This window comes from Arthrobacter sp. JCM 19049 (assembly GCF_001310435.1).
In genome coordinates this window covers 1-533 of record NZ_BAXF01000946.1, presented here as the reverse complement: position 1 = coordinate 533, position 533 = coordinate 1, and the positions used below count along the sequence as shown (strand labels likewise).

1 pseudogene is annotated in these 533 nt (G+C 67.4%); it reads left to right on the top strand.

What is annotated here, in order from left to right:
- Positions 1–233 (top strand): annotated as a pseudogene (locus JCM19049_RS17275) (hypothetical protein); the annotation flags it as partial.
- Positions 234–533: the final 300 nt, after the last annotated feature.

Sequence of the window (533 nt, the reverse complement as noted above, 5' to 3'; positions counted from 1 at the left end):
AGCTGAAGTACGCCTGCGGGCTGTCCACCGGCACCCTGTACAAGGATGACGTCACCGAGCAGCCGCTGCTGGCCGAAGCCGGCTATCTGCAGGTGCGCCGCCCCGGCGTCAGCCGGCAGAAGCTGCGCCACTACAGCGTGGAACCCGAAGGCCGGCAGCGCTGGATGCAGCGCCTGGAAAGCTGCTACGCCATCCTGGCCGGGCAGGACCTGGCACAGCGTCCGTTGGCCTGAGGTTAACCTTCCGGTTCCCCGGCGATCACCCACGGGTGGCACGCTCTTCTTGCGCCCTTCCCAGCGCACGATGAGCCACCGCTTCACACCCCAGCCCAGGCACCGGGCTCGCGGCGTGCAGCACCACCACAGAAAGTGATCCCTGATGCAAACCTCGCGCCGGCTGCTTCCCATGCACGGTCACACCCGCGGCAACCGTTCGGCGGCCACCTGCCATTACAAGTGCGGTGACGCGTGCGCCGCGCCGCAGGCCAACACCTCGGACAACGAGTACTTCAAGGACATCGCCGATGCTGCCCT